The organism is Hyphomonas sp. GM-8P, assembly GCF_003263315.1.
In the GTDB taxonomy this organism is placed as follows: Bacteria; Pseudomonadota; Alphaproteobacteria; order Caulobacterales; family Hyphomonadaceae; genus Hyphomonas.
Genome location: NZ_AWFE01000035.1, coordinates 1 through 23062 on the forward strand (window position 1 = coordinate 1; position 23062 = coordinate 23062).

A 23062-nucleotide genomic window follows, 5' to 3' on the forward strand; every position below is an offset into this window, starting at 1 on the left:
AATGAACGGCCCGGATCACGGGGCTGGGTCACCTGGCAAATGTGGACTTGGGGTAGATAGTCAAACAGTTCTCCGATGCCTTTGTCGTATTTGGCTCCGAGTTGCCTTGCGGGTTTTGACAGGAGCGACTTTGTCGGCACATGGTCCTTATTGGACGGTTTGTCGCTAATCCAATCAAAACAGTGAATGCACCACGCTTTCAATCTTTGGTCACTAAAGTCATCCGTGTAGAGCATCTTGCAGTCCGTTAACCAGCTATTCTCTTCGTTTGAAGCCCGAATGATTAGTTGAATTCGATTTACAACGCCAAAACAACTGTCATGCGACTCCACCCGAGCGTAAGTTATGAGAGAATGATAAAGCGGGTGTACCGTTCGAACCCTGAGTACGCCAACGGTTGAATTTTCTTCTTCCGCGAGGCTAGTTCAATGCATCAGATACTTTCCCAAGCGAATGTCTAAGACTCTAGGATCTCGCGCAAAAAAATTGGACAGATCGAAATTCCCCTATGAGGCGATTTTGAAAATACCAATTCCCCCGACGTTTCGCGATGAACGTTCGCCGCGAGCGAAAAGAGATCGTCGTAAGCACCAAAGTAGCAAAATCCACAGCTTTTAAGGCGAATTTCCCGATATTTGCTACCATAGTGCTGCCACGAGAAATTGGCGTCGATTTCCAGAAAAAATGAAGCCCGCTAAGTCATTGACTTAACGGGCTTATTTGGGTGCGGGAGCAGGATTTGAACCTGCGACCTTCAGGTTATGAGCCTGACGAGCTACCGGGCTGCTCCATCCCGCGTCAAACTTGTCGCTGCACTCTAGGCGTTGCCCCCTAAAATGCAAATCCGGCCCGCCAAAGGCTAAGGCCGGAGCAACTGCCGGCTTGCGGCAGATGTCGTCGTAAAGGAAAGAAATGTCTGCAAGATGCTTGCTTTGTCTGGGCTCTGCGGACCCGGCAGCGACCTACTCTCCCACGCCTTAAGACGTAGTACCATTGGCGCAAGGGGACTTAACGACTGAGTTCGGGATGGGATCAGGTGGGGAGCCCCTGCCATAACCACCGGGTCGGCGGAAACCAGACTGCTTGCAAGCTTAGAAACCAATATGTCTGTTTGAGATCGGTGGCAGTTAAAGCGGATGCGCTTTCAACTACACACGAGTTTCTCGATCAAGCCGATCGAGCAATTAGTACCGGTTAGCTTCACGCCTCGCAGCGCTTCCACACCCGGCCTATCGACGTGCTGGTCTTGCACGGCTCTCAGGGATACCTGGTTTTGAGGTGGGTTTCCCGCTTAGATGCTTTCAGCGGTTATCCCGTCCACACATAGCTACCCTGCAATGCGGCTGGCGCCACAACAGGTCCACCAGAGGTGTGTTCATCCCGGTCCTCTCGTACTAGGGACAAATCCTCTCAAGTATCCAACACCCACGGCAGATAGGGACCAAACTGTCTCGCGACGTTCTGAACCCAGCTCACGTACCACTTTAATCGGCGAACAGCCGAACCCTTGGGACCTGCTCCAGCCCCAGGATGTGATGAGCCGACATCGAGGTGCCAAACGATGCCGTCGATATGGACTCTTGGGCATCATCAGCCTGTTATCCCCGGAGTACCTTTTATCCGTTGAGCGATGGCCCTTCCATTCGGGACCACCGGATCACTATGACCGACTTTCGTCTCTGCTCGCTCCGTCGAGCTCGCAGTCAGGCAGGCTTATGCCATTGCACTCATCGAGCGATGTCCGACCGCTCTGAGCCTACCATCGCGCGCCTCCGTTACTCTTTAGGAGGCGACCGCCCCAGTCAAACTACCCGCCACACAGGGTCCCGGCCCCATCCAGGGGCGCGGTTAGACATCAAAGAAATTAAGGGTGGTATTTCAAGGTTGGCTCCACTCCAGCTGGCGCCAAAGCTTCAAAGCCTCCCACCTATCCTACACATAAGTTCTTTAATGCCACTGTGAAGCTGTAGTAAAGGTTCACGGGGTCTTTCCGTCTGACCGCGGGTACCCCGCATCTTCACGGGGAATTCAATTTCGCTGAGTCTATGTTGGAGACAGTGGGGAAGTCGTTACGCCATTCGTGCAGGTCGGAACTTACCCGACAAGGAATTTCGCTACCTTAGGACCGTTATAGTTACGGCCGCCGTTCACCGGGGCTTCAATTCAAGGCTCTCACCTCTCCTTTTAACCTTCCGGCACCGGGCAGGCGTCAGACCCTATACGTCGCCTTGCGGCTTCGCAGAGCCCTGTGTTTTTGATAAACAGTCGCAACCCCCAGTTTTGTGCCCCTCAGACCTGGTTGCCCAGATTGAGGCCTCCTTCTCCCGAAGTTACGGAGGTAATTTGCCGAGTTCCTTCAACATAGTTCTCTCAAGCGCCTTGGTATGCTCTACCTGACCACCTGTGTCGGTTTCGGGTACGGTCTTAATGGGAGGCTATTTCCAGGAACTTCCAGGCTGCAGACCCAATCCAATAAGGGGCTACAACTTTCGAAATCCGTCACTCATCCCTTGGCCCACGAATATTAACGTGGTTCCCATCGGCTACGCCTTTCGGCCTTACCTTAGGGGCCGGCTAACCCTGCGCAGATTAGCTTTACGCAGGAACCCTTGGTCTTTCGGCGAGCGGGTCTCTCACCCGCTTTGTCGCTACTCATGTCAGCATTCTCACTTCCGATACCTCCAGCAAACCTCACGGTTCACCTTCGCAGGCTTACGGAACGCTCCGCTACCACTCTTTCGAGTCCGCAATTTCGGCGAATAACTTTAGTCCCGTTACATTTTCCGCGCAGAGGCGCTTGATCAGTGAGCTGTTACGCTTTCTTTAAAGGATGGCTGCTTCTAAGCCAACCTCCTGATTGTCTCAGCACCTCCACATCGTTTCGCACTTAGCTATTACTTAGGGGCCTTAATTGGCGGTCTGGGTTGTTTCCCTTTTCACGACGGACGTTAGCACCCGCCGTGTGTCTGCCACGCATAACTTCTGGGTATTCGGAGTTTGAGAAGGTTTGGTAATCCGGTGAGGACCCCTAGCCCATTCAGTGCTCTACCCCCCAGAGTCTAATCGTGACGCTCTACCTAAATAGATTTCGCGGAGAACCAGCTATCAGCAGATTTGATTGGCCTTTCACCCCTAGGCACAGGTCATCCGAGAGCTTTTCAACGCTCAACGGTTCGGCCCTCCAGTGCGTGTTACCGCACCTTCAGCCTGCCCATACCTAGATCATCTGCCTTCGGGTCTAATGCTACGTACTCGGTCGCCCTATTCAGACTCGCTTTCGCTGTGCCTACACCTAACGGCTTAAGCTTGCACGCAACACTAAGTCGCTGACCCATTATACAAAAGGTACGATGTCACTCCGAAGAGCTCCATCAGCTTGTAGGCATCCGGTTTCAGGATCTGTTTCACTCCCCTCATCGGGGTTCTTTTCATCATTCCCTCACGGTACTTGTTCACTATCGGTCGGTAAGGAGTACTTAGGCTTGGAGGATGGTCCCCCCATGTTCAGACAGGATTTCACGTGTCCCGCCCTACTCTAAAAGGTCTTCATTGCACGGATACGGGGCTATCACCCACTATGGCGTACCTTTCCAGATACTTCTCCTTATTTCAGACCAGGCCTGGTCCGCGTTCGCTCGCCACTACTAACGGAGTCTCAATTGATGTCCTTTCCTCCGGGTACTTAGATGTTTCAATTCCCCGGGTTCGCTTTTTAACCCTATGTATTCAGGTTAAAATACCTCGCTATTGAAATGTCAGATACATATCCCGCGAACGGAATATTTATCCAACATCTCGGAGGTGGGTTTCCCCATTCAGAAATCACCGGATCAAAGGATGCTCTCGCCTCCCCGGTGCTTATCGCAGAGTGCCACGTCTTTCATCGCCTCTTACCGCCAAGACATCCCCCGGATGCCCTTTTGACGCTTGATCGTTTTTGAAACCCATGTGCAGTGGAAAACGCATACGCGAACCCACCACATGGATCTCGATCAGACATGTTGGTTTCTTGCAGACTGACCCTTTGGATGACTACCTTACGGCAATCATTTTATCGGCTGAAGCAACCAGGCCAGACCCAATGGGTCGAGCGGCATGGCTGCCGGATCAATCTTTCCCTTACGATGACAAATATCCCGGAGCTTGCTCCGGAAACGGACGTTCTTCTTTCGATCGTTGTAGCGCCATGAAGGCGATGGTGGAGCCAGACGGAGTCGAACCGACGACCTCCTGAATGCAAATCAGGCGCTCTCCCAACTGAGCTATGGCCCCGTAACCCCGGCTTCCCGCCAGGTCGCATGCCCTGCCCTGCGTTGCCGCAGGCTTCGATGGTGGGCCGAGGAAGAGTTGAACTTCCGACCTCACGCTTATCAGGCGTGCGCTCTAACCACCTGAGCTACCGGCCCATGACTGGTCAGGGCCAGGCCCATCGCGGTCAAAGTCGAAGACAGGCGATAAAGCGCCCGCGGGGCTCGCTTAGTGCTCGGAACCGCATGATGCAGATCCAAACAACGAACGAAGGAAGAGAAACGGAGACGGCGCGACAGCCGCATATGTTTTGCTCCTCGATGGGAGCTAATTTTAAGAAGCCTTGGAGTTCCGCGTGAGCAAAACAATCCAATGCATCCTTAGAAAGGAGGTGATCCAGCCGCAGGTTCCCCTACGGCTACCTTGTTACGACTTCATCCCAGTCACTGACCCTACCGTGGCCGCCTGCCTCCGAAGTTAGCACAGCGTCTTCGGGTAGAGCCAATTCCCATGATGTGACGGGCGGTGTGTACAAGGCCCGGGAACGTATTCACCGTGGCATGCTGATCCACGATTACTAGCGATTCCACCTTCATGCCCTCGAGTTGCAGAGGACAATCTGAACTGAGACAGCTTTTTGGGATTATCCCATTGTCACTGCCATTGTAGCACGTGTGTAGCCCTACCCGTAAGGGCCATGAGGACTTGACGTCATCCCCACCTTCCTCCGGCTTGCCACCGGCAGTTTCCTTAGAGTGCCCACCCAAACGTGATGGCAACTAAGGATGAGGGTTGCGCTCGTTGCGGGACTTAACCCAACATCTCACGACACGAGCTGACGACAGCCATGCAGCACCTGTCACCGATCCAGCCTAACTGAAGGAATCCATCTCTGGAAACCGCGATCGGGATGTCAAGGGTAGGTAAGGTTCTGCGCGTTGCTTCGAATTAAACCACATGCTCCACCGCTTGTGCGGGCCCCCGTCAATTTCTTTGAGTTTTAACCTTGCGGCCGTACTCCCCAGGCGGACAGCTTAATGCGTTAGCTGCGTCACCGACAGGCATGCCTGCCAACAACTAGCTGTCATCGTTTACGGTGTGGACTACCAGGGTATCTAATCCTGTTTGCTCCCCACACTTTCGCACCTCAGCGTCAGTATCAGTCCAGTTAGCCGCCTTCGCCACTGGTGTTCCACCGAATATCTACGAATTTCACCTCTACACTCGGTATTCCGCTAACCTCTCCTGAACTCCAGACTTCCAGTTTCAAATGCAGTTCCGAGGTTGAGCCCCGGGATTTCACATCTGACTTAAAAGTCCGCCTACGTGCGCTTTACGCCCAGTAATTCCGAACAACGCTAGCCCCCTTCGTATTACCGCGGCTGCTGGCACGAAGTTAGCCGGGGCTTCTTTACCAGGTACTGTCATTATCATCCCTGGCGAAAGAATTTTACAACCCTAAGGCCTTCATCATTCACGCGGCATGGCTGCATCAGGCTTTCGCCCATTGTGCAAGATTCCCCACTGCTGCCTCCCGTAGGAGTCTGGGCCGTGTCTCAGTCCCAGTGTGGCTGATCATCCTCTCAGACCAGCTATAGATCGTAGGCTTGGTAGGCCATTACCCCACCAACTACCTAATCTAACGCGGGCCGATCTTTCGCCGATAAATCTTTCCCCCGGAGGGCGTATACGGTATTACCACTCGTTTCCAAGAGCTATTCCGTAGCGAAAGGTACGTTCCCACGCGTTACTCACCCGTCTGCCACTATGTCGTTCGACTTGCATGTGTTAGGCCTGCCGCCAGCGTTCGTTCTGAGCCAGAATCAAACTCTCAAGTTGAGTGTTGATCTGACGAAACCATCCATTGGAATATGGACGGTTACTCAAGCTGTTAAGCATAAGTATTGCGTTCTTTTGACGAGAAACCCTTTGTCACAAAGAACAGGCCGAAACCCATTCGATGGATAAAAGAATTTTCTCTCAAGAAACGCATCCGTCGTGATCGTATGAACCTGCCGTCGATTGCTCTCTGGCGAGGTTCGCAAGCCATCACGCCGCCTGCGTTTCTCTTCCTTAATCTCTTACGATGTCAAACAGCTGGAACCGGAGTTCCGAAGCCCTTCAGAAGCCTGCGGCCCCGTCCGGAAGTGGCGGCTTATATGGGCCGCCGTTTTCCCCGTCAACACCCTTTTTTGCGCCTTCTGCAGTTTCCGGTTTTAACCGTGGAACCACCAGATTTTTAGCGCAAAAGAAATCCCTGACCGGTGACCGGCCCGTTATTTCCGAGCGTTTTGAGGAACCGCCTATATAGCTTCTGTTCGGTCCGAGCTGCAAGCTCTTTTTGCACTTCCCAGAAGCCTTTTTGGCGGGCCCGCTTCCGAAACCCGAGGGCGTCTTCAGCGGAGGCCGGGAGATACTCAAGGCACGGGGAGGCCGCAACCCCCTTCTGCAGCAAATCGCAAGAAATAATGCGATTTCACTGCAGAGCGGCCATGCATCAGCGCCGAAATTCGAGCTCTAAAAAGCTAGAGCCTTGTAAAATCAGTATTGTGTCGCGATGTAGGATTTCATCGCTTCGGCTTCGGCTTCTGTCTCGGCGATCTTCCATTTCACCAGATCGCCAATGGAAACGACGCCAATCAGGCGATCATTGCGCAAAACCGGCAAGTGTCTGACTCGCCGATCCGTCATCAGTTGCATCGCATCATCCACTTTCGTGGTCGATTCAATGGTGATGACATCGCGGGTCATGGCGTCTCCGACATGGATATTAAGGGCCGAAGCCCCGTTGCGTGCGACGTGGCGAACAATGTCGCGTTCGGAAAGAACACCCACGATCTCTCCACCGTCGCCCAACGCCACCACTGCGCCTATTCTTTTTTCGTCCAGGATCCGGGCGGCTTCGGAGAGGGTCGAATCAGCCTTCACCGAGATAATTTCGCGCCCTTTGTCATTCAGTATCTGGTCTATTGTCATGCGCGTCCTCCGTTATGTGCGGACCGCTGGCCGGCCTCGCCGTTACGGAAACCTACCATAAAGGCGGCATTCCGGCGATCAGAATCGCGAACGGGGCCTTTGCGCGCGGTAAATCTGGAACATCATCGCCCCCGCAAGGAAGCCACCCATATGCGCCTGCCAGCTGATTCCGGCCCCTAACAGCGACGGCCCCATCAGCCACAACGCCAGATTCACGACGGCGAAGAACAGGAAAACGGTCAGGAACCTCTTCGACAGGATCTGCCCGCCCCGCCCCTCCTGTATCAGCACCCAGGCCGCAAACAGGCCGCTGGCGCCGCCAGACGCCCCGATAAGGCCCGTTCCGGCCGGATATTGGGTCACCAGGTGGAAAAACGAACCGCCCACCACGGACACAGCGAACACCACAAGGAAAGGAATCGCCCCGCTTTTCCGGCCGATAGAGAGCGACGCGTGCACCAGCCGCCCGAAAATCACGATCAATGCCGCATTCAGGATAGCGCCCGCCCATCCATCATGAAGCAAGGCACTCGCCAGAAGCGGCACCAAAGCCTCTATTGGAGAGTTGTAAGGCAATACCCCTTGCGCCCCAACGCCCATCGACGCCCAAAACCTGTCCGGCTGGAGCACGCCCAGCGGAAGCATAAAGCCCTGCCAGCTGGACGGAGAGAAAACGCGAACGACATGCGCCAGGATGATGAGGCCGGCGAGGCCGGTCACCGCGGGCGGGGCTTCTATAACAGGAGGCGTCCTGGATGCACGCGTCACGGGAAGGAATCGGACCTTGTCTGTGGAACAACAACCCGGTCAGGCTAGTCGGCCACAGCCTTCATGACCAGCGGGTACGGCGGCGGGCACATCAATAAAAAAGCCCCGCCAAACGGCGGGGCTTTCCATAAGAAGACTGTTGTGACGCTTAGAAGGACTTGCGAACGGTCACACCATAGGTCGCCGGCTGGTTCGGATATCCGGAGAACGAACCGAGCTGCGCCACGGCCGGGAACGCCGCCATGATGTATTCCTCGTCGAAAATATTCCGCCCCCAGAATGTCAGGCTGATTCCGCTTTCGGAGGTGAAACCAAGAGACGCGTTGAAGAGATCATACTTGCGTTCCTGGCCGATGATCGCCTGCTCAGCCGGATCATCGCGATACGTCGCCGGACCTTCATGCTGCCAGTCGCCGCGGACGAATGCATCCAGACCTTCAAAGTTGAAGGTATAGAGCGCCGAGACAGATGTGGACACTTCCGAGATGGCCGCCGGCTTTGCCCCGGAGATGTCTCCCGCCGAGGAGTTCTCGAAGCTGTCATAGACCGGATCGAGGAAGGTGCCGGCGAAGCCGAGCGTCAGGTTCTCCGTCGCATTCCATGTCGCGTCGAGTTCCAGGCCCTGCGTTGACTGCTCACCCGCATTCGCAAGCGCGAAGCCCGTGCCAGTAAAGATGTTGGACTGGAAGCCTTTGATCTTCTGGTCGAACACAGCCACGTTCATGGCGAACGTGTCCCAGGCACCTTTCAAGCCGACTTCGAACACTTCCGACTCTTCCGGACCCGCAAACCGGGTGCCCGTTGTCAGGTTCGGTGGGTTGAGGCCTGCCGCAACTAGGTTCGAATACCCCGTCGGAGTCGGACGGCTGTCACGCGACAGGTTCCAGGACGACGCCTTGAAGCCCGTGGCATATGATGCGTACACGTTCATATTGTCCGTGGCGTCATAAGCGAGGCGCAGCGTGTAGGTCGTGTCGTCGTCATTGGTCGAGCCGCTTTCCACCGCATTCGGGAAGTTCACGAATTGCGGGAAGAATTGCAGCAGCTGCAACTGGGACGTTGCGCTCGCTGCCGTCGACTGGATCGTCGCAAAGATGTCCGGATAAGCCGCCGCGAACGCGCCGACCTGAGCCGGGCTGGTCGGGTCCACACCCGCCTGCAGGAGCAAAGCGCCTGTGGCCACCTGGGAGATGTATGGCGACAATGGGTCAAGATCGATCGCGGAGAAGGTATCCGTCGACACAACCGTGCCATACGCGTCCTTGTTGTCCTGCGTATAGTTCAGGCCCAGCGTCGCGGTCAGGCGGTCGGTCACGTGATAGTCCACCGTGCCGAACAGGGAGAATGCCGTGTTGTCCTGACCATACGCTTCAATCATCCCCTGCCCCGGCTGGAAGAAGAAGCCCTCCGGCACGCCGAAGACCAGCGGTTCAAGCCCGGTCAGCAGGCCCTGGGACAGGAAGTCGATATAACCCCGGATGTCCTGACCATAGAGAATCTGGTTCTCGATATCGACGGATTCATCGAAGTAGAAACCGCCGACCATCCAGTCGATGGCCCCATCGCCGGTCGATGTCAGGCGGATCTCCTGGGTGAAGGTATCGATGTCTGTGTCGTTGGCGTTGCGGGCCAGCAGGTCAGCGCTGGTGAAGTCTGAATCCTGGTCGGTCTTCAGCTTGGACGACCGGTATGCCGTGATCGAGGTAACATCCGCAAACCCGAGCGCGTAGTCAGCCTGAACCGACAAGCCGGAGTTTTCGACGTCATTGGAGGAGTCGAGGTTGTTGTAGACTTCATAAGAGAACGGGTTCTCCGGATCGATCTGGCCGCCCAACGCAAAGATCGCCGCACCGGTCATGCCGTTGACGATATTGCCAGCCACGCAGCAGGTTTCGTCGATCTTGTCGAAGTCCCCGATGATGCGGAAGCTGAGATCCTCGGTCGGCTCGATCAGCAACTGGCCGCGAACGCCCCAGCGGTTGCGGTCGTTGATGTCGGCGCCCGTATTGAGGTCATCCGCATAACCGTCACGCGTATTGTAGTTGGCCCCCAGGCTGAAGGCGACGTTCTCGGCGAGCGGGCCTGTGACATCTCCGGCCACGCGGAACATGTTGTAATTGCCAACTGTCGCTTCGGCCGATCCGCCCCATTCATATTGCGGCTTCTCGGTGACAATCGAGATCACACCAGCCGAGGCGTTCTTGCCGAACAGGGTCGACTGCGGGCCACGCAGGACCTCCACGCGCTCGATATTCGGCAGATCGGAAATCTGGGCTGCCGAGCGAGAGCGGTACACACCATCGATAAAGACACCGACCGACGGCTCGATGCCGGCATTGTTATCGCCATTGCCGAAGCCGCGGATAATGAAGTTGGTGTTGGCCGAAGACTGGAACTGTCCGATACGCAGCGACGGCACGATCGACTGAAGGTCGTTCAGGTCGACGATTTCCGCCTGTTCGATAACAGAACTGTCGACAACGGAGACAGCCACCGGCACGTCCTGCAGCGTCTGCTCGCGCTTGGTCGCGGTAATGGTGACGGTTTGCAGCGTTCGTGACGCATCTTCGTCGGTCGTTTCCTGTGCGTGGGCCGGAACCTGGCTGGCTGCCAGAGCCGTCAGGCCGACACTGAAACTGAGAAAGGCTTTAAAGCCTGCACGTGAATAGGCATTGGATGTAGACACGAGGTCACTCTCCCTTTGGACATTGATTTTTGAAAGACTGCTGAAGTGAGTGGAGGAAACGCCAGTCTTTGCGAGTTTTCTCGCACACCTTTCGTATCCTTAAGGTTACCGACAGCAAGGGTTTCGCCCGTAAATTGTGTCCAAAACGAAAATCCGTTGCCGGAAAGCCACGAACGGCAAATGAAGCGCCGCGCCTGTAGGCGTTTACCAGGTGGATTTGCCCTCTTTTTCGGGTGGTACGTCGAACATTTTATCTGACGATCCGTCACCCCCGCGCTGAACGGTCAACACGAATCACTCAGTCGTCCCGTCGAGGGACACGTTTGGGAAACCATGCGGCACCAGCACGCGAACTTGCGAGGGCTCCACTCGCCTGAGATGGCTGTTTTTTACCTCAAAGGGGAAAATCCCGCCCCAACCCATTCCAGAATTCGCCACGGGAGGGAAAAGCCGCGTCTGGAACAGTTATTGCGGAAGAGAGCCCCGAACCGGCCCGCGGGGGCTAGCTTAAAATTCGGAGTTCCATCCAATCATGAATGACCGGTCCATTCATCCCAACACCAGAGTCCTGCTGGACGCCTGGCGTCGCATGAACGCAAACAACGCTTCCGCCGCCTTTGAGTCGCCACGGGTCGAAGACCATCCCGGCCTGATTGATCGCCTCTTCGTTCTCGAGAACAAACGCGACGGCGCCTGGCTGTTCCGCACGGCTGGCGGATCACTGACCGGCCTGCTGGGCCGGCCGCTGGTGGACCATGATTTCCTGAACCTCTGGTCCGGGCCGGACAAGTCGATGATGTCGGCCTTCCTCGATGCCGTTCAGCTGGACGGCGCCCCGGGCGTCATCCGCGGCCGCGGCGAGACAATGACAGGCCAGCGCGTCGAGCTGGAACTCACCATCATGCCGCTGGCCAAACAGACCGAACGCCCGGACAGCAACCGCATGCTCGGCCTCTACCAGACGCTCGGCGGTGAGCCCATGCTGAAGGGCCGCCCCGTCTGGCGTCACCGGGTCTCGATGCTGGTCCCGCCCGATACCCGCATGAGCGAGCCGCGCGTGAAACTGGTGGCCTCCAACGGCTAAACGCCCATCGCCGGGTCGCTGATACTGTCGCGGCCCGTTTCGATACGGCCAGCGAGGCGACGTTCGAACCCTTCCGCGGACACCGTGATGTCGTACCAGGCACCGCTGCCGCTGGTTTCAAATTCCCGTTTTACCGTCTTGCCTGCTCCCACGGTCACGGAGACCGGCTCAGAGCCGTCATAAACTCCGGCAGACAAAGACAGTTCCCGCTTCGTCCGGCCCTTGTTCTTGGTCATCAGGGTAACGATCCGTGTACGCAAATTCAATTTCGCAGAGGTTTCGATCGCCGTAGACGCGTCGCCTTGGAACGTGCGCAGGAAACCGTTCGGCCCCAGCACCCACAGGTCATACTGACCGGCGTCCTGGCCGAGTTCCCAAACATCCGAAATCGCCTTGCCGGCTTCAACCGTGTAACGGCGCGGAATGCGGTCGAGGTGGCGTTTGTCATAAACGTGGAAGACCGCGCCCGCCTTTCCCGTATTGGAAAATTTCAGCGAGATCGTTTCCGGATTGGCCTCTGCCGTGACGTCCAGCGCATAAGGCAGCGCGCGCGACAGCCGCGTGCCCTGCTCCTGCGACAGAAACTGCGGCTCGGCTGGCGGCTCGATGCGCCGGCGATGGATCTGTGCCAGCACGGCTTTCTGCGATCCTTCGGCAGGCGGCAGGTCCGGGAAGACCGGCTCGTTCGGTGTCTGGAAATCGAAACAGGAAGTCAGGTCGCTGCAGACCGCGCGGTGCCAGGGACTGATCGCAGGCACCGTCACGCCGAACCGTTTCTCGAGGAACATGCCCACGGACGTGTGATCGGCGACCTGGCTGTTTACCCACCCGCCGCGGCTCCATGGCGAAACGACATAAAATGGTACACGCGGACCAAGCCCCCAGGGACGGACGGAACCGCTGATCGTGTCGTCTTCTTCCAGCAACCGCTTCTCCGGGTCGGAGAAATAGAAGCCCTTCACATCCACGGTCGACTTGCCCGCCAGTTCGCCGTCCACTGTGTAGGATGGCGGGGCGGCCGGCGGCAGGTGATCGAACAGTCCATCATTCTCATCGAATGTCTGGAAGAAGACGGTGCGGCTCCAGACCTCCGGATTGGCCGTCAGGGCTTTCAGGATACGGGACGTGTATTCGGCGCCCTGCAGCGGTGTCGACGCGCTCGGATGCTCTGACCAGTCTTTCGGCGGCAGGATCCAGGTCACCTCCGGCAGGGTGCCAGCCTCCACATCGGCCGCAAACTGCTCAAGCGAGAAGTCCCGCATCCCCTTCTCGTAAAGCGGCGAGCCGGGTTTTGCCTCGCGGAAGCTTTTGAATGCAAGCCCGCCATGCATGGCGCCGGTCCAGTTATCGTTCGTGTCCTGATAAATACGCCAGGAGACGCCGGCCTCTTCCAGCACATCCGGAAGGGTCTGCCATGGCAGGGCGGAGCCCTGATAGGTGTAGCCCGGTTCCGGCAAGGCGCCCTTGATCCAGCAGCGCAGATTGTTCGGCTCGCTGTCCGCTTCCGTCCCGTTGATCCCCCGCGCGCGCAGCTCCGGATCATGGTTGGAGCCTGACCAGAACACGATCCGGTTCGGGTCCGTGCCGGTCGTGATCGAGCAGTGATAGGCGTCGCAAATGGTGAAGGCTTCGGCCAGCGCGAACTGGAACGGTACGTCCTCACGCTTGAAATATCCCATCGAGAAGGGATTTTTGTATTTCGGCCAGTATCCGAACTTGCCCTGGTTCCACGCCGCCTGCGAATCCCCGAACGAATGCGGCGTGCCCGGGTGGGCGATGGCATTGGTCGTCTTCGTATCAAGATGGAAAGGCGGGATCTCTTTCTGACCGTCGGACTGGAACCAGACCGGCTTGCCGCTTTCCAGGGGAACCGTGTGGCGGTCTCCAAATCCGCGCACGCCGCGCAGCGTCCCGAAATAATGATCGAACGAGCGGTTTTCCTGCATCAGGATGACGATGTGTTTCACATCCCGGATGGTTCCGGTCTCGCTGGCCGCAGGTGTGGAGAGTGCCTGGGCAATCGCTTCAGGAAAGGCATTGGTGGCAACGCCGGCAGCGGCGCCCGCCCCCATCATACGCAAAAACTCGCGGCGGTCCGTCGTCATGATCCTGCATTCTCCTGTCAGCTGCTATGGCCATCCCTGATTTGCCAGGTGGTCTAGCCGGGCTGCATGACAACAGAATGAATTTAACTCATCGACAGCAGACAATTTTGTGAAATTTATTAAACACCACTGACCAGCCCAGCCGGCAGGTGACCGCACACAGGCCCGTCCCGCCGCACCGGCCGTCTGTTGCCTTCGTCACGGCGCGCAGTACCCTCGCCAAATACTCGCAGCAGGCATTGGAGCGGCAAATGCGGAACTTCCTCGTCCTCACACTCATCATGACCCTTTGCGGTGTGGCGCAGGCAAACGCAGAAGACTGGCGCGCCGCTGCGGAAAAGCACACGGTCGAGATCGCCAACTTCACCTTCCACACGGGCGAAACCCTGCCCTCGATCACGATGACGTATTATACGCTCGGCACGCCCCAGCGGGACGAAGACAGCAAGATCACCAATGCGGTGATGCTGCTTCATGGGACGGGCGGCAATGGACAGTCCCTGCTGCGTCCGTCTTTCGGTGACGAACTGTTCGGGCCCGGCCAACCGCTCGATCTTGCTCGCTTCTACATCATCTCGCCGGACAATCTCGGCCACGGCGAAAGTTCCAAGCCGAGCGACGGCCTGCGTGCTAATTTCCCCCGCTATGACTATGACGACATGGTCGATGCCCAATACCGCATGCTCAGCGAGGGCACCGATGTAAGTGGGCTGGAAATGATCGTCGGCACATCGATGGGCTGCATGCACGCCTTTGTCTGGGGCGATACCCATCCGGGTTTCGCCCGCCGCCTCGTGCCGCTCGCCTGCAACGCCATCGAAATCGCCGGGCGGAACCGGATGTTCCGCCAGATGATCATCGACGGCTTCGAGCAGGATCCGCACTACAATGACGGCAACTATGCCGATGCCGCCGACCTGGAAACCGGGCTGGCTATCTGGGCCAACACGCTGATCCTCGCTGGTTCAAATCCCTACCGTTCTCAGGCAGACGCGCCGACCCGCAAAGAAGCGGTCGAACAGCTGCACAGCACGATTGAGCGTTATCTTTCCAACCCGGCAGATCCGAATGACACGATCTACCAGTTCGACGCGTCGCGGAACTACAACCCCGCGCCGCGCCTGTCAGAGATTGGAGTGCCCGTCCTCTGGATCAACTCGGCGGACGATTTCATCAATCCGCCCGGTCTCGGCGATCCGGAGGCGCTTGCAGCCCGGATGCCGAATGCGCGCTTCGTTCTGGTGCCCGCGACCGCGGAAACCCGCGGCCACGGGACACATACTTACCCGGTATTCTGGAAAGACGACCTGGCAACCTTCCTTGAAGAGTATCCTTGAGGTCTAGGCACTCGCCATCGCCGGCAATTCCGCACGTTTCAGGAGCGGCTTTTTCAGGATCAGGTCGGCGGCTTTTTCGGCGATCATGATCGTCGGCGCATTGGTGTTCCCGCCGATCAGCGTCGGCATGACCGAAGCGTCGACGACGCGCAGGCCTTCGACGCCTTTCACTTTCAGCTCGCCATCCAGCGGCTGGGTATCGCTGACGCCCATCGCGACCGTCCCGACCGGGTGATAGATCGTCTCGCCCGTACGGCGGATGAAGGAATCGATGTCTTCATCAGACGTGGCGCCCGGGCCGGGCATGATCTCTGAGCCGGTGAACGGCTTCAGCGCCTCCTGCTGACAGACTTCGCGCACCATCTTCACCGCTTCTCGCATGGCGCGGCGGTCTTCTTCCGTCGCCAGATGGTTCGGGTCGATGGACGGATTGGCGAACGGGTCGTTCGAGGCGAGACAAACCGTGCCCCGGCTTTCCGGGCGCAGCTGACAGGCGTGAACCGTGTAGCCATCCTTTTGCGGGTCGTGCTTGCCGTGATCCATCATGATGGCATTGACGAGGTGCAGCTGCAGGTCGGGCATTTCGAGGCCAGGACGCGATTTCAGGAACGCCCCTGCCTGCAGGAAATTGTCTGCGCCGGGCCCGGTCTGGTTCATCAGGTAACGCAGGCCGACGCCCAGCTTCTTGAGGCCCTTCTGCATCGAATAGGCAGAGATGGGCTGCGTCATCTCATGGATGACCGTCACATCGAGGTGGTCCTGCAGGTTCTGGCCGACACCCTTGGAATCGACCACAGTCTTGATATCGAACCGGCCCAGATGTTCGGCATTGCCGATGCCCGACAGCTGCAGGATTTGCGGGGACTGGACAGCGCCGGCACAGACGATCACCTCGCCATCGGCGAAGATCGATTGCGGCAAGCCGCCCTTGCCTTCCACCACTTCCACACCCGTGGCACGCGTGCCTTCGAACAGGACACGGGTCACCCGGCCGGTCGAGATGACGGTCAGATTGTCCCGAACGCCCACGATCGGGCGCAGGTAGGCATAGGAGGCGCTCCAGCGTTCGCCCTTGTGGATGGTGCGCTGGTAAGGGCCGAACCCTTCCTGCTGGGCACCATTGAAGTCATCGGTCCTGGCATAGCCCGCCTGTTCCCCGGCCTTGATAAAAGCGCGATAGATCGGGCTGGACATCGGCGAAGACGACACGTTCAGCGGGCCGCTGCCGCCATGGAAAGCGTCCTCGCCCTTGTCCAGGGTCTCTGATTTCTTGAAGTAGGGCAGGACGCTCGCATAGTCCCAGCCCTTCAGCCCCATCTGGCCCCACTGGTCATAATCACCGGCGTGGCCGCGGATATAGATCATGCCATTGATGGAGGACGAGCCGCCCCAGCCCCGGCCGCGCGGCCAATAGAGCTTGCGCCCATTCATGTGTTTTTGCGGCTCGGTCCAAAACCCCCAGTTGAAATCATTCTCCTGCTTGATCAGGCTCCCGACCCCCGCCGGCATGCGCACCATCAGCGAGTTGTCTTTCTTCCCCGCTTCAATCAGGCATACCTTTACCGCCGGGTCAGCCGACAGCCGGTTGGCAAGGGTACATCCGGCGCTTCCTGCACCAACGATTACGTAATCATAGCGTTCCATGGGATCCTGTTTTCCTCGTCCGCCGGTTGAATTCCGACGATTGATGCAACACTTTGTGAACGAAAGCGTGCTAAGTAAAGGGCGTGGGGAGAAGTAGTCCGAAAGGACGGGTCAGCTCAAGGAGTGATTGATGACCTTCTCTACTTCTCAGGCTCTGATGACGTCAGAAACGCCAGAAGAATATTTCGATCGCCGCCGCCATAAGCGTGTGGACATTCAGCTTCCGGGCCGATTCCTCACTCATATTGGTGACGATGCATCGCTTTCGACGATCAATCTCTCCTGCTCGGGCGCACTGGTCCAGTCTTCGACCCTGCCCGATCCTGGCGCCGAACTTGTCTGCTATTTCGATGACCTTGGCCGCGTGGTCGCCACCGTTGTGCGCCATACTGGCGAGGGCTTTGCCCTGTCGTTCAATGTCGCCTCGCACAAGCGCGAGAAGATCGCCGACCGCCTGACCTGGCTGCTCAACAAGGACATGCTGAACCTGTCCGAAGAGCGTGAAGCCCCACGTTATGCGGCCGATGTGCCGGCACAGGTCCTGCGCCGCAGCGGCCAGATCCTGAATTGCCGCGTGCTCGACATATCGCTGACCGGTGCCAATTTCGAATGCAAGGGCGCCGCCATGCCGAAGCTTGGCGAGATTGTCAGTGCAGGCACGATTCCGGCGGAAGTCGTCCGCACGGGCCGTGACGGCTTTGCCGTGCGTTACCTCCAGAAAGACGAACGCGATTCACTCTGATCCGGCCGGTCCGGGCCGTGGATGCCTGGATCAGTCGATCCGTTTCAGGCCCGTCTTGTGGCGCTTCCAGTTCTCGACATAGTGCACCGCCGACATCTTGATCACCTGGACCTGATGCTCGGAGACCGGCTTCACCACTTTGCCCGGCGCGCCCATCACGAGTGAATTATCGGGAATTTCCTTGCCCTCCGGGATGAGGGAATTTGCCCCGATGATGCAGTTCCTGCCGATCTTCGCGCCGTTCAGGATGATCGAGCCGATACCGATCAGAGTCTCGTCGCCGATCGTGCAGCCGTGCAGCATGACCATATGGCCCACGGTCACATCGCGGCCGATGGTCAGCGGCTTGCCGACATCCGTGTGCAGAACGCAGCTGTCCTGAATGTTGGAATTCTCGCCGATCGTGATCGGGTCGTTATCCCCGCGCAGCACCGAGCCGTACCAGACAGACGCATTTTCCTTCAGGATGACATTGCCCATCACCTGGGCCGTCTCGGCGACCCAGTAATTGCCGTTTGCAGGCAGGTCTGGTCGATTTCCATCCATCTCGAAAATTGCCATGCCTCATCCCTTCATTTCGCTTGCGGATTTAATGTTTACCACCTGATAACTCTGGTAGTGTCTATTCATCAACAGATTCGGACGTGGAGTACGGTCATCCTGAGACTGTGTCATACCCCGCCGCCCGGAAGATACCGGGTTGAGGTCCTGCCGCCCATCGGGCGTGTTGCCTCCCCTTCCCCCCAAGTTTCCAGCCAGCCGCTGTGCATTCCTGCCAGCGGCTTTTTTAGTCCCTGCAGCAAGGAGACCTCCCATGGGAAAACGCAACGCAGCCAAGCGCATGAAAACCGCTTCGGAAGTGAACACCTCTGCCTGGTTTGAAGAAACCGGCCGTGTGAGGGGTCCGCGGCTGCAGGCTATTGATGGAGGTCGGTCCTGGCATCCCGACGATGCTGATCAGAAATACAAGCGCGCCGCGACAGCCCCTGAGGGCGACCGGGCCCAGCGCTATCAGAAGAACGTCAAACCCCGCTCCGAGAATCAGGCCCGTCTGATGGAGGCGATGGACGAATACGCCCTCGTCGCCGCCCTCGGCCCGGCGGGCACGGGCAAGACCTATCTCGCCATCTGCAAGGCGGTCGAGGCGCTGCAGAAGGGCAAGGTCTCGCGCATCATCCTGTCGCGTCCTGCGGTCGAGGCGGGCGAGCAGATCGGCTTCCTGCCCGGCGCCATGGAAGACAAGCTCGCGCCTTACCTGCGCCCGCTCTACGACGCCCTGTCCGACCGGCTCTCGCCCGGACAGCTGAAACACATGCTGGCCGAAGGTGTGATCGAGATCGCGCCGATCGGTTTCATGCGGGGACGCACGCTCAACAACGCCTTCATCGTCATCGACGAAGCGCAGAACTGCACCTACACGCAGCTGAAAATGCTGCTCACCCGCCTTGGCTGGCACTCCACCATGGTGATCACCGGCGACCCGGCCCAGTCAGACCTGTTGCCGGAATTCTCTGGCCTCGCCAACGCAGCCGAGCGGCTGGAGAAGCTGGAAGGCGCTGCGGTCGTGAAACTCGAAGGCCAGGACGTCGTCCGCCACCCGCTCGTCGCCGACATGCTCGGCGTGCTCTGAAACAAAGCCCAACGCACCCTTGATCAGCCCGCCGGAATGCCCTCCGGCGGGCTTTTTCTTTAAAGGTTCATCCGTAACACGGCTGCACCTTCAAAGCGCCCGGCGCGCAGATCGTCCAGGGCTTGGTTCGCCTGCTCCAGCGGATAGGCATGGGTCGATGTCTTCACCATGGCGTCCGGCGCGATCTTCAGGAACTCCACCCCGTCCTGCCTTGTGAGGTTCGCGACGGATTGTATGCGCCGCTCCTCCCATAGGTCCGCATACGGAAAGGCGGGAATGTCACTCATATGGATACCGGCGCAGATCACCGCGCCGCCCTTGTCCACGGCTTTCAGCGCGGCGGGCACCAGCGCCCCGACCGGCGCGAAGATGATCGCCGCGTCCAGTCTCTCCGGCGGCGTCTCCTCGCTGCTGCCGGCCCAGACAGCGCCCAGCGAACGGGCAAAATCCTGCCCTTTCTCGTCGCCGGCCTTGGTAAAGGCAAAGACTTCCCGCCCCTGATGTACGGCCACCTGCGCGATAATGTGCGCTGCTGCGCCGAAGCCATAAAGGCCAAGCCGCCTGCCCTCTCCCGCCATGCGGTAGGAGCGGTAGCCGATCAGCCCCGCACACATCAATGGCGCGGCGGCCTCGTCCGAATAGGCAGCCGGGATCGGAAAGCAGTAATGCGCGTCGGCCAATGTATACTCGGCAAAGCCGCCATCGCGGGTGTAGCCGGTAAACTCCGCCGCCTCGCACAGATTTTCCTGCCCGCGCTGGCAATAGACGCAACGCCCGCAGGTGTGCCCGAGCCACGCCACGCCGACCCGGTCACCCACGGCAAAGCCCGCCGCGCCCGACCCCAGCGCATCGACGACACCGATGATTTCATGTCCCGGAATCAGCGGCAGTTTCGGCTTCTTCAGGTCTCCATCGACGACATGCAAATCCGTCCGGCACACAGCACAAGCCGTCACCTTGATCCGGATCTCGCCTTCGCCCGGCACGGGATCCGGCACGTCCTTCAGGACGAGCGGCGCACCGGCTTTCTCGAACACCATCGCACGCATGAGAGGCTCCTCGTCATTGCCGCTGCATCGTCCGTCGTCGTCATGTTGCACGTCAAGCACCGCCGCAAGAAAACTTGTTCCGCCTTCAATTGAAAAATCCCGTATTTACAAGTGCATTGCTTGGTTACCAAAAATACGGCTTAATCATTCCCGCAAGAGAGGTGCCGGTCAGAGAGCACCCTGGGGATGAGTGTGGCAGACATTTTCCTATCATACAGCCGGGCGGACAGGCCGAAGGCACAACAGATCGCAAAAGCGCTGGAGCAGGAAGGCTTTACGGTCTGGTGGGACAAGGTCCTCCGTGCTGGGCAGACCTATGACGAAGTCACAGAAGGCATGCTACGTGATGCCCGCGTGGTCATTGTGCTCTGGTCGGAAGTTTCCGTGAAATCAAAATGGGTCCGGGCAGAAGCCACATTGGGCGAACGTACCTCGACCGTCATTCCCGCAATGATCCAGGATGCCGAACGCCCGATCATGTTCGAACTGACCCAGAGCGCTGACCTCATCGGCTGGGATGGCGACCGCGAAGACAGTCACTGGAAGGGCTTCGTTGCCGACATTCGCTTGGCGCTGGAACGCCAGGAGGTAAAGGCAGAGGCCGCGCCGGCCGCAATCGAAACAGCCGCCGCCCCGCGCGATGCAACCATCGAGAACACGTTCTGGACCTCCATCGCGGACAGCGATGACCCCGCCGACTACGAGGCCTATCTCAACCGGTATCCCGATGGTCATTTTGTTGACCTCGCCCGCAACCGGCTCGCCGGATTGGCAAAGATTGCAAGTCCCTCAGCGGGACAAGCTCCCGCGCCGGACGCACAGCCGCCCGTTTCACCGCCCCAACCTGCTCCGACGCCTGCGTCAAAGCCAAACCGGCTTATCCCTGCCGGCATCGGCTTGGCTGTCGTGGCGTTGGGAGGCGGCGTGGCCGCTATGGTGATGTCGGGCCCGAAGCTGGAACCGCCGCCCGCTGTTGAAAAACCGGTCGAAGATCCGCTGGCAGCCTTTGCCGATTGTGACACGTGCCCCGCAATGATTCCCATTCCGGCCGGCACCTTCCAGATGGGCTCACCCGACACGGAAGCCGGACGGACCGGCAATGAAGACCCGCTCCACGAAGTGGCGCTGCCCGCCTTCGCCATCGGGCAGACCGAAATCACCTTCGATGAGTGGGATGCCTGTCTCGAGGGTGGCGGATGCAATGGCTTCGAGCCGTCAGACCGGGGCTATGGCAAGGGCCGGCAACCCGTCATCGGCGTGTCCTGGACCGATACCAATGCCTATGCCCGCTGGCTCAGCAGCAAGACGGGCCGGGCCTACCGGCTGCCGACCGAAGCGGAATGGGAATACGCCGCCCGCGGCGGAACCACGACGGCCTATTGGTGGGGCGACTATTTCGATGCCGCCATCGCGCCTTCCCGGGCCCCTGTCCCGGTCGACACGCTGGCCGAAAACCCGTTCGGCCTGAAAGGCATGCTCGGAAATGCGCGTGAATGGGTCGAAGACTGCTACATCAACAACTACACGACGGCACCGACAGATGGCTCGGCCCAACGGGACGGCGATTGTGCACGTCGGGTATTGCGGGGCGGTGCATGGGGACGCGACCCGGACGACCACCGGGCCGCAAACCGGGCCCGGATTGACCGCAACGTGCGCGATAAGGTCTTTGGCTTCCGCGTGGTGACCAGCGACTTGTCCGCCGAATGACATCCACATTTCGCCAGACGACGCCTCACCGGGCGTGCATGTGATATTCCGGGACAGTTTATTTTATGATGCAGATAGCCAATCGCGATGTCTTCCCCACCAGCGCAACGATCGAAGTGTTCGCTCCGGTCCAGACCCTGTTCCAGATCCCGGCAATAGACGAGGCGTTCAACAAGCATGAAGCAGCGGCCGTCCGCGCCAAGCGGCGCTACCATCGTTTCGGACGCCTGGCGATCGTCCTGATCGCATTCAGCTCGATTTATACGGTAGCCGACGCAATCATCATTCCTCCGTACCCGGTACAACCGTTGGCTAGTGCCCTGGCTGCCCTGCTGGCCGGGCTCGGCATCGTTCTGCAAATCTACCTGATCACGACGCACCAGAAGGAAAAGTGGCTACTCAACCGCTACGCCGTCGAGCGGCTCAGAAGTTCGAAATTCCAGGCCTACCATCTTGGTCACATAGCGCAGGACGCGAACGAACTCGAAATCCTGTCGAACCAGTATGCCGCGCGGCAGGTTGCCAGTATCGAAAACGAGCTGAACGGCGGGGATTCGGTGTTTCGTGCCTTCCAGCCCGCTGCAGCCGTGTCCCTGCCCCGAACACCGAAAAAGCCTGCAAATGCGGACCTCGCCCGGATCACCAAGGAAGCCTACGGCGAGTTGCGCATCCAGTATCAGAAACGGTTCGCCCAGAGCGAGCTGACCCATTTCGCGAACCGACGGCGCATCTTCTACTCCTCTCAGGACATGATCTATCTCAGCGCCGCAGCGTTTGCCTTCTTTGCGCTGTCGACCAAATTGTTCACCGGACTGGATGGATCCGCCACATCCGGCTGGCTCGATTTCCTGGCCGTCACCCTGTTCATTGCGGGCGCAACAGTATCCATTCTCGACAATGCGTCGATTGAGGAACAGTCACAGACGCGCTTTGAGCAATATGTCCGTGATATCGAACAGATTGCGAGCCATGCGGACGAAACCAATTTGCTCGATCTCGTACGTGATATGGAGCTGCTCTGCCTGCAGGAGCTCGATACCTTCTGCCGCGCCGGGGAACGTATCAGCTACCGGCTCTGATATC

Annotated in this window: 13 protein-coding genes, 3 tRNA genes, 3 rRNA genes and 1 pseudogene; 6 read left to right on the forward strand and 14 right to left on the reverse strand. The window is 58.4% G+C overall.

The features are described 5' to 3' along the window. The 10 genes and pseudogenes from HY26_RS19190 to HY26_RS02980 form a co-directional block, all read right to left on the reverse strand. Nucleotides 1-236, reverse strand: a pseudogene (locus tag HY26_RS19190) (hypothetical protein); the annotation flags it as partial. A gap of 485 nt (nt 237-721) precedes the next feature. Next, a tRNA-Met gene (locus HY26_RS02935) sits at nt 722-798 on the reverse strand. A gap of 151 nt (nt 799-949) precedes the next feature. Beyond that, nucleotides 950-1064 (reverse strand): 5S ribosomal RNA (rrf, locus tag HY26_RS02940). Between the two features lie 99 nt (nt 1065-1163). Then, nucleotides 1164-3933, reverse strand: a 23S ribosomal RNA gene (locus tag HY26_RS02945). A gap of 263 nt (nt 3934-4196) precedes the next feature. Beyond that, nucleotides 4197-4272, reverse strand: a tRNA-Ala gene (locus tag HY26_RS02950). Nucleotides 4273-4329: 57 nt separating this feature from the next. Beyond that, nucleotides 4330-4406 (reverse strand) — tRNA-Ile (locus tag HY26_RS02955). Between the two features lie 226 nt (nt 4407-4632). Next, nucleotides 4633-6087, reverse strand: a 16S ribosomal RNA gene (locus HY26_RS02960). The 16S, 23S and 5S rRNA genes sit together here with 3 tRNA genes alongside, the layout of an rRNA operon. Before the next feature lie 702 nt (nt 6088-6789). Continuing rightward, nucleotides 6790-7224, reverse strand: coding sequence for a CBS domain-containing protein (locus HY26_RS02970; protein WP_034768659.1), 435 nt, complete (start codon nt 7222-7224; stop codon nt 6790-6792). A 78-nt stretch (nt 7225-7302) separates the two neighbouring features. Beyond that, entirely contained in the window at nt 7303-7944 is a 642-nt protein-coding gene (locus tag HY26_RS02975; protein ID WP_034768660.1) for a rhomboid family intramembrane serine protease, read from the reverse strand. Nucleotides 7945-8140: 196 nt separating this feature from the next. Beyond that, entirely contained in the window at nt 8141-10678 is a 2538-nt protein-coding gene (locus tag HY26_RS02980) for a TonB-dependent receptor (RefSeq protein ID WP_233348847.1), read from the reverse strand. Nucleotides 10679-11210: 532 nt separating this feature from the next. On the opposite strand from HY26_RS02980, the gene HY26_RS02985 reads away from it, so the two are divergent. Then, nucleotides 11211-11762 carry a PAS domain-containing protein gene (locus HY26_RS02985; RefSeq protein ID WP_034768661.1) on the forward strand — a complete coding sequence of 184 codons (552 nt, stop codon included), beginning with the start codon at nt 11211-11213 and terminating at the stop codon, nt 11760-11762. Here the strand turns inward: HY26_RS02985 and HY26_RS02990 are convergent. Further along, nucleotides 11759-13867, reverse strand: a complete 2109-nt coding sequence (locus HY26_RS02990) for a phosphocholine-specific phospholipase C (RefSeq protein ID WP_034768663.1) — start codon at nt 13865-13867, stop codon at nt 11759-11761. The two genes, HY26_RS02985 and HY26_RS02990, sit on opposite strands and share 4 nt — an antisense overlap. Before the next feature lie 251 nt (nt 13868-14118). On the opposite strand from HY26_RS02990, the gene HY26_RS02995 reads away from it, so the two are divergent. Next, nucleotides 14119-15204, forward strand: a complete 1086-nt coding sequence (locus HY26_RS02995; protein WP_112072909.1) for an alpha/beta fold hydrolase — start codon at nt 14119-14121, stop codon at nt 15202-15204. Nucleotides 15205-15207: 3 nt separating this feature from the next. Here HY26_RS02995 and HY26_RS03000 read toward each other — a convergent pair whose 3' ends face one another. Further along, nucleotides 15208-16848: a choline dehydrogenase gene (locus HY26_RS03000; RefSeq protein WP_034768665.1), complete on the reverse strand. Its 1641-nt coding sequence runs from the start codon at nt 16846-16848 to the stop codon at nt 15208-15210. 130 nt (nt 16849-16978) lie between these two features. Here HY26_RS03000 and HY26_RS03005 point away from each other — a divergent pair, with 130 nt between their 5' ends. Continuing rightward, on the forward strand, nt 16979-17590 hold the full coding sequence (locus HY26_RS03005) for a PilZ domain-containing protein (protein ID WP_034768667.1): 612 nt from the start codon (nt 16979-16981) through the stop codon (nt 17588-17590). A gap of 30 nt (nt 17591-17620) precedes the next feature. Here the strand turns inward: HY26_RS03005 and HY26_RS03010 are convergent, their stop codons facing one another. Further along, complete coding sequence (locus tag HY26_RS03010) at nt 17621-18151, reverse strand: gamma carbonic anhydrase family protein (protein WP_034768669.1); 531 nt, start codon at nt 18149-18151, stop codon at nt 17621-17623. 253 nt (nt 18152-18404) lie between these two features. Between HY26_RS03010 and HY26_RS03015 the strand changes: the two genes are divergently transcribed. Next, nucleotides 18405-19220 carry a PhoH family protein gene (locus HY26_RS03015; protein ID WP_112072910.1) on the forward strand — a complete coding sequence of 272 codons (816 nt, stop codon included), beginning with the start codon at nt 18405-18407 and terminating at the stop codon, nt 19218-19220. Between the two features lie 59 nt (nt 19221-19279). On the opposite strand, the gene HY26_RS03020 is transcribed toward HY26_RS03015, so the two are convergent. Further along, a complete protein-coding gene (locus tag HY26_RS03020) occupies nt 19280-20269 on the reverse strand; it encodes a zinc-dependent alcohol dehydrogenase family protein (RefSeq protein WP_034768675.1) in 990 nt (329 codons plus the stop codon). Nucleotides 20270-20461: 192 nt separating this feature from the next. On the opposite strand from HY26_RS03020, the gene HY26_RS03025 reads away from it, so the two are divergent. Both HY26_RS03025 and HY26_RS03030 read left to right on the forward strand, forming a co-directional pair. Further along, the gene (locus HY26_RS03025) at nt 20462-21979 is read left to right on the forward strand and encodes an SUMF1/EgtB/PvdO family nonheme iron enzyme (RefSeq protein WP_158531407.1); all 1518 of its coding nucleotides are present in this window, start codon (nt 20462-20464) and stop codon (nt 21977-21979) included. A gap of 65 nt (nt 21980-22044) precedes the next feature. Next, the gene (locus HY26_RS03030) at nt 22045-23058 is read left to right on the forward strand and encodes a DUF4231 domain-containing protein (protein WP_034768677.1); all 1014 of its coding nucleotides are present in this window, start codon (nt 22045-22047) and stop codon (nt 23056-23058) included. Nucleotides 23059-23062: the final 4 nt, after the last annotated feature.

Bases quoted from the DNA above. Each gene is read 5' to 3' on its own strand.
- HY26_RS02990 (WP_034768663.1), bottom strand. From the start codon at position 13,867: ATGACGACGGACCGCCGCGAGTTTTTGCGTATGATGGGGGCGGGCGCC.
- HY26_RS03000 (WP_034768665.1), bottom strand. From the start codon at position 16,848: ATGGAACGCTATGATTACGTAATCGTTGGTGCAGGAAGCGCCGGATGT.
- HY26_RS02995 (WP_112072909.1), top strand. From the start codon at position 14,119: ATGCGGAACTTCCTCGTCCTCACACTCATCATGACCCTTTGCGGTGTG.
- HY26_RS03015 (WP_112072910.1), top strand. From the start codon at position 18,405: ATGGGAAAACGCAACGCAGCCAAGCGCATGAAAACCGCTTCGGAAGTG.
- HY26_RS02970 (WP_034768659.1), bottom strand. From the start codon at position 7,224: ATGACAATAGACCAGATACTGAATGACAAAGGGCGCGAAATTATCTCG.
- HY26_RS03030 (WP_034768677.1), top strand. From the start codon at position 22,045: ATGATGCAGATAGCCAATCGCGATGTCTTCCCCACCAGCGCAACGATC.
- HY26_RS03020 (WP_034768675.1), bottom strand. From the start codon at position 20,269: ATGCGTGCGATGGTGTTCGAGAAAGCCGGTGCGCCGCTCGTCCTGAAG.
- HY26_RS03005 (WP_034768667.1), top strand. From the start codon at position 16,979: ATGACCTTCTCTACTTCTCAGGCTCTGATGACGTCAGAAACGCCAGAA.
- HY26_RS02985 (WP_034768661.1), top strand. From the start codon at position 11,211: ATGAATGACCGGTCCATTCATCCCAACACCAGAGTCCTGCTGGACGCC.
- HY26_RS03010 (WP_034768669.1), bottom strand. From the start codon at position 18,151: ATGGCAATTTTCGAGATGGATGGAAATCGACCAGACCTGCCTGCAAAC.